6 protein-coding genes are annotated in these 6,041 nt (G+C 62.7%); 5 read left to right on the top strand and 1 reads right to left on the bottom strand.

The window, feature by feature from the left end:
* The 5 genes from EN879_RS21155 to EN879_RS21135 form a co-directional block, all read left to right on the top strand.
* Positions 1-418: GNAT family N-acetyltransferase (locus EN879_RS21155; RefSeq protein ID WP_164774495.1), on the top strand; the 418-nt coding region annotated here is incomplete at its 5' end.
* A complete protein-coding gene (locus EN879_RS21150) occupies positions 415-1,584 on the top strand; it encodes a hypothetical protein (RefSeq protein WP_063169776.1) in 1,170 nt (389 codons plus the stop codon). The genes EN879_RS21155 and EN879_RS21150, both read left to right, overlap by 4 nt.
* Before the next feature lie 106 nt (positions 1,585-1,690).
* Positions 1,691-2,236: a DUF2585 domain-containing protein gene (locus EN879_RS21145; RefSeq protein ID WP_224618702.1), complete on the top strand. Its 546-nt coding sequence runs from the start codon at positions 1,691-1,693 to the stop codon at positions 2,234-2,236.
* A gap of 4 nt (positions 2,237-2,240) precedes the next feature.
* Positions 2,241-3,551: an ATP-dependent protease ATPase subunit HslU gene (gene hslU / locus EN879_RS21140; protein WP_013528355.1), complete on the top strand. Its 1,311-nt coding sequence runs from the start codon at positions 2,241-2,243 to the stop codon at positions 3,549-3,551.
* A gap of 231 nt (positions 3,552-3,782) precedes the next feature.
* A complete protein-coding gene (locus tag EN879_RS21135) occupies positions 3,783-4,742 on the top strand; it encodes a DUF1402 family protein (protein ID WP_063170435.1) in 960 nt (319 codons plus the stop codon).
* A 119-nt stretch (positions 4,743-4,861) separates the two neighbouring features.
* Here the strand turns inward: EN879_RS21135 and EN879_RS21130 are convergent.
* Positions 4,862-6,041 (bottom strand): FAD-dependent oxidoreductase (locus EN879_RS21130; protein WP_127274224.1); only part of this gene is annotated, 1,180 nt, incomplete at its 5' end.

Below are 6,041 nucleotides of genomic sequence, written 5' to 3'. Positions count from 1 at the left end.
GTGGTGGGACGATCCGGAGACGGAAATCGCCGGGATTAGCGATCATATCGACTCGATTTCCGTCGAGCCGCTGATCGTCGAGCTCGACGGCAAGCCGATCGCCTATCTGCAGAGCTACGACCCGCATCTGGAAGACGACCACCCCTACGCCGACCAGCCGTTCGGCACGCTCGGCATCGACGTGTCGATCGGCGTGCCGGAGCTGGTCGGGCGTGGCCATGGCTCGGCGATCGTGCGCCAATTCGTCGAACAGCTTTTCGAGGAAGGTGTTCCGCGCGTCATCATCGACCCGGATCCCGCCAATGTCAGGGCGATCCGCGCCTACGAAAAGGCCGGCTTTGTTGCCTTTGACACCAGAACATCGGAGTACGGGCCAGCCCTGATGATGGCGCGCGACGCGACGCAGGAGCCCAATTGATCAGCGCCGAAACCCTCGACAAGGCAGTCGCGAAAGGTTTGATCTCGCAGACCTTGCGCGATCAGTTGGAGGCCATGGAACGCGCGGTCGCTCTCGCCCCCGAGGCCAGGCGCGCCGATGATGAGAGTGACGAGGGTGACGAGGAAAACCTGCGGCTGGTCGGCGGCGGCAACGATCTGTTCGTCACCGTGGGAACCGTTCTGCTCAGCGCCGGCTTCTTCTTTGTCCTCACCACCTTGCTTCCAGGCCAGACATTCTGGATCGCCGGCATCTTCGCGGTTTTCGCCTGGGGGCTCGCCGAAATCGTCACGCGTCAGCACCGGATGAAGCTATCGTCGTCCGTGCTTGCCCTGATTTTCATGGCCGCCATTCTGGCCGCTCTGGCGCTGCAAGTGGAGGCCAGCTTCGGCATACGCAAGCCGGAAACCATCTGGCAGCTATTGGCGTTGCGCCAGACGGCGTCCCGGGCCGGATATCTGTTCCTGGGCGGAGGAATAATCGCGGCGGCGATCTATTTCTGGCGCTTTCGCGTCCCCATCATTGCCGGGACTATCGCCATCGCCTTCACACTGCTTGCCTTCCTGCAAACGGCGATAATCCTGTATGACAGTGTGACAACCGGCGCGATTGCGCCGCCGCGCCTCGAGGACGTTCCCGAATTGCTTCGCGCGGCCCTTTACATGCCGCTGATCTGCGGCCTGATCGTGTTCGCAACGGGTGTCGCTTTTGACATTTACGACAGGGATCGACGCAAGATCTGGTCCGATTGCGCTTTCTGGCTGCATGTCGTCTCGGCGCCGATGCTGGTGCATCCGCTCTTTATCATGGCAACCGGCCAAAACGTCGTATTCGGACATATCGCGCCGGATGCCAATGCAACCATCATGCTGACGATTCTGATCCTTGGCTTCCTCTATGTCGCGCTGGCCATAGACCGCCGTTCGCTTCTGGTTCCTACATTGGCTTACTTCGGCTCGCTGGGCATCTATTATCTGGTGAATTCCGCCTCCGATTCGACGGGCATCCCGCCTTTTGCCTTGATCCTGGTCGTTGTTGGCGCGCTGATTATTCTGTTCGGGGCCGGCTGGCAGCGTATCCGGCGGATTGTGGTCAACCTCACCTTGCCGGCGGCCGTGATCCGCCGGCTGCCGCCGCTGAAGGCGTGACAGGGCTTTGTGATGGTCGAGACGGCGACGCGAAACGAGGGGGAATGAATCGATGACGACACCGGCCACGGAAAACAGCTATTCGGCCTACGAAGACAGCTGGCGGATGGGGCTTCTGCTGGTGCTTGCCCTGGTCATCTTCCAGGCCGGGGCGCTCTACGGCATGGGGCGGACGCCGATCTGCACCTGCGGCTACGTCAAGCTCTGGCATGGCGTGGTGAACAGTTCGGAGAATTCCCAGCACATTTCGGACTGGTACACCTTCTCACACATCATCCACGGCTTCCTGTTCTATGCGCTGGCGCGGTTCCTGTTCCCGCGTTCGCCGATCGGCCTGAGGCTGGCGTTCGCCGTCTTCATCGAGGGCGGCTGGGAGCTGCTGGAAAACAGCCCGTTCATCATCGACCGCTACCGCGCCGGCACCATTTCGCTCGATTACTATGGCGACAGCATCATCAATTCGGTGTCGGACACACTGGCCATGGTGCTGGGATTTGTGATGGCGCGAAGGCTACCTATATGGGTGATCGTCAGCCTCGCCATCATCTTCGAACTCGGCACCGGCTACCTCATCCGGGACAATCTGACACTCAACGTGATCATGCTGCTGCATCCGTTCGAGGCCATCAAGCAGTGGCAAAGTGGAATTTAGTGATATGAGCACATTTTCTCCCCGCGAAATCGTTTCGGAACTCGACCGCTTCATCATCGGCCAGAAGGACGCCAAGCGCGCCGTGGCCATTGCCTTGCGCAACCGCTGGCGCCGCCAGCAGCTGGAAGGCCAGATGCGCGAAGAGGTGATGCCCAAGAACATCCTGATGATCGGGCCGACCGGCGTCGGCAAGACGGAAATCTCGCGCCGCCTGGCGCGGCTGGCCGGTGCGCCCTTCGTCAAGGTCGAGGCGACCAAGTTCACCGAAGTCGGCTATGTCGGCCGCGATGTCGAGCAGATCATCCGCGACCTGGTCGAGATCGCCATCGGCCTGGTGCGCGAGAAGATGCGTGAGGACGTCAAGGCGCGCGCCCACGTCAACGCCGAGGAACGTGTGCTGGAAGCACTGGTCGGCAAGACGGCGAGCCCGGCCACCCGCGACAGTTTCCGCAAGAAGCTGCGCGACGGCGAGCTCGACGACAAGGAAATCGAGGTCGAGGTTGCCGACACCGGCAGCGGCGGCATGCCCGGATTTGAAATCCCCGGCATGCCGGGCGCCAATATCGGCGTGCTGAACATCAACGACATGCTGTCGAAGGCGATGGGCGGCAAGAAAACCAAGATGCGCAAGACGACGGTGAAGGAGTCCTACGACCTGCTGGTCAATGACGAGTCCGACAAGCTGCTCGATCAGGACGAGGTGGTGCGCCGGGCGCTCGATGCCGCGGAAAACGACGGCATCGTCTTCCTCGACGAGATCGACAAGATCGCGGCGAGATCGGACATTTCCGGCGGGCCCTCGCGCGAAGGCGTGCAGCGCGACCTGCTGCCGCTGGTCGAAGGCACCACGGTGGCGACCAAATACGGACCGTTGAAGACGGATCACATCCTGTTCATCGCCTCCGGCGCCTTCCACGTCTCGAAGCCGTCCGACCTGTTGCCGGAATTGCAGGGCCGCCTGCCGATCCGCGTCGAACTGCGGGCGCTGGAGAAGGACGATTTCGTGCGCATCCTGACCGAGACCGAGGCCAGCCTGATCAAGCAGTATATCGCGCTGATGAAGACCGAGGGCGTCGAGTTGACCTTCACCGACGACGCCATCGATTCGCTCGCCGGCATCGCCGTCGATCTCAACGCCAGCGTCGAGAACATAGGCGCCAGGCGCCTGCAGACGGTGATGGAGCGGGTGCTGGACGAAATCTCCTACGATGCGCCCGACCGCAACGGAACGAGCGTCACTATCGACGCCGCCTATGTCGAAAAGCATGTCGGCGATCTGTCCAGGAATACCGACCTGTCGCGGTTCATCCTTTAAACGACGGCGCCGAAACGTTCCGGCGCCGGTCCAGGCAACATTTTCCGGCAAGCAAAATCATGTGTGGCCAGATGGTACCATCTGGCCACCTTTCGTCCTGCCGGGTGAAGGGGCGCTCTCGACTCGACCAAGAGCTTTACCTAGTTTGCGCGGCAATTCTCGATCTCTAGGTTGACGCAATTCCGGAAAACCGTTTCACACTTTTCCTGGAATTGCTTGGGCGGCGGGTGCATGAAAAAACTGATCCTGGTCATTCTCGGCTTGACGCTGGCGGCGACGCTGTTCGCCGCCGAGGCAGCGACATTGGTGCCGCCGGGAAATCGCAATGCCGTGCAGCCCGACATTCCCGGCGCCTCCAGCCGGCGCACGCAGGCGACCAACACCAGCTTCCAGGCGAAGTACCGCAAGGTCTATGCCCTGCTGCAGAACGACGCCGATCTGCGCGCCAAGATCAGGAAGGCGGCGGCCGCCTACGGCATCGATCCCCTGCACATTGTCGGCGCCATCGTCGGCGAGCACACCTACAATGTCGATGCTTATGACCGGCTGCAGACCTACTATGTCAAGGCGATCTCCTATCTCTCCAGCAAGCTGTCCTTCGCCTATGACGGCGAGGACATCACCGACTTCGTGCAGCGGCCGGAATTCAAGAAATGCGCGGGGATGTCCGACAGCTACGATCTGTGGGAATGCCGCGAACAGGTGTGGAACCGTTCGTTTCGCGGCAAGTCGGTCGGCGGGACCAGCTTTCCCGACGACCGCTTCGGCGCCACCTTCTTCCAGCCTTATTATGCCGGCCAGACCTTCGGCCTCGGCCAGCTCAATCCGCTGACCGCCCTGCAGATGAGCGATCTGGTGCACAAGGTTTCGGGCCTGCCCAAGCTCGACGTCGGCGATCCCAATTCGGTCTACAAGACCATCATGGATCCCGACCTGACGCTGCCCTACGTCGCCGCGACGATCAGGAAATCGATCGATGCCTATAAAAGCATTGCCGGCTTCGACATTTCGGGCAATCCCGGGCTGACCGCCACGCTCTACAATGTCGGCAATCCGGAGCAGCGCGCTTATGCGTTGAAGGCGGAGAACGACAGGCGCCGCGCCGCCGGTGAGCCCGAAAAGCTGCCGGAAGAGAATTATTATGGTTGGCTGGTGAACGACAAACTGCCGGAGCTGAAGGCGCTGTTTTAGGGCTGGGGTTCAGAGCCTTTACCTGCCCCTTGTAGGGCAGGTCGGACCGAAGGTCAGGGGCGGTGCCGCACTCCCATCCCGCAGCTGCGCAGCGGCCCCCAAAAAGGGGGAGCGTAGGCTCAGGCGGCCAACAACGACTTCAGCTTCACATCCGGTGATCCCAGCGCTTCCGGCGCCGGCTTGGCCCGCTTGGCGATCAGCATTTCGGCCAGCCTGATGTCGCGGGCGACCGCGTTGCCGGGGCCGATGCCGCTGGCCGCGACCAGCCTGCCGTCTTCAGCCAGATGGAAGAGGATGAAGGCGCCGTCGCCGAGATCGCGGCGCACGGTGTTTTTGCCCTCGTCGGAGAGCCCGGCGATCTGCAGCGACAGACCATATTGATCCGACCAGAACCACGGCACCGCCGCATGCGCCTCGCCGGCGCCGAGCATGTTCCTGGCCGCCAGCGCGCCCTGTTCCTGGGCGTTGCGCCAGGCTTCCAGCCGCACCCGGCGGCCGCCATAGACGGCGAGCGGAAACGAGCAGCAATCGCCGGCGGCAAAGATGTCGGGATCGCAGCTGCGCAGCTCGGCATCGACTGCAATTCCATTGTCGATCGTCAGCCCCGCTTCGGCCGCAAGCCCGGCCACCGGCACGGCGCCGATGCCGATGATCGCGAGGTCGGCGACGATTTCCCGGCCGCCGGCAAGTGTGGTGCGCACCTCGTTGCCATCGTCGGCGATGGACGCGATGCCGTCGCCGCACAGGATGTCGACGCCCTCGGCGACATGCGCCTCATGGATGATTTCCGCGATCTCCGCCGGCACGCCGCGAATCAGGATGCGAGGCTGCGCCTCGATGACGGTGACCGCGGCACCGAGCTTGCGGGCCGCGGCGGCGAGTTCGAGGCCGATAAAGCCGCCGCCGATGATGGCGATACGGTTGCCGAGGGTGAGATGCGCGCGAATGGCGAGCGCATCAGCGAAGGTTCTGAGATAGACGCAGCGCGGACCCAGGCCCGGCATCGGCAGCTTGCGCGGCGTCGAACCGGTTGCCAGCAGGAGCTTGTCGTAAGGCAGGACCGATCCGTCCGACAGGCGCACAGTATGCGCCGCGCGGTCGATCGCGACGGCCTGGACGGAATGGATATGCCGGATCGACTTCTCGGCCAGAATTGCGTCGCTGGCGATCGCCTTGATCCCGGGCGCATCGCTGGCCATCGCCTCCTTGGACAGAGGCGGGCGCTCATAGGGCAGATGCGGCTCGTCGCCGACCAGCGTCACCGGCCCCTGATAATCGAGGTCGCGCAGCGCCAATGCC

Origin of the sequence: Mesorhizobium sp. M7A.F.Ca.AU.002.02.1.1, from assembly GCF_003998535.1 — a bacterium.
In the GTDB taxonomy this organism is placed as follows: Bacteria; Pseudomonadota; Alphaproteobacteria; order Rhizobiales; family Rhizobiaceae; genus Mesorhizobium; species Mesorhizobium ciceri.
The sequence above is the reverse complement of the archived record's forward strand: the minus strand, read 5'-3'. Positions and strand labels throughout refer to the sequence as shown.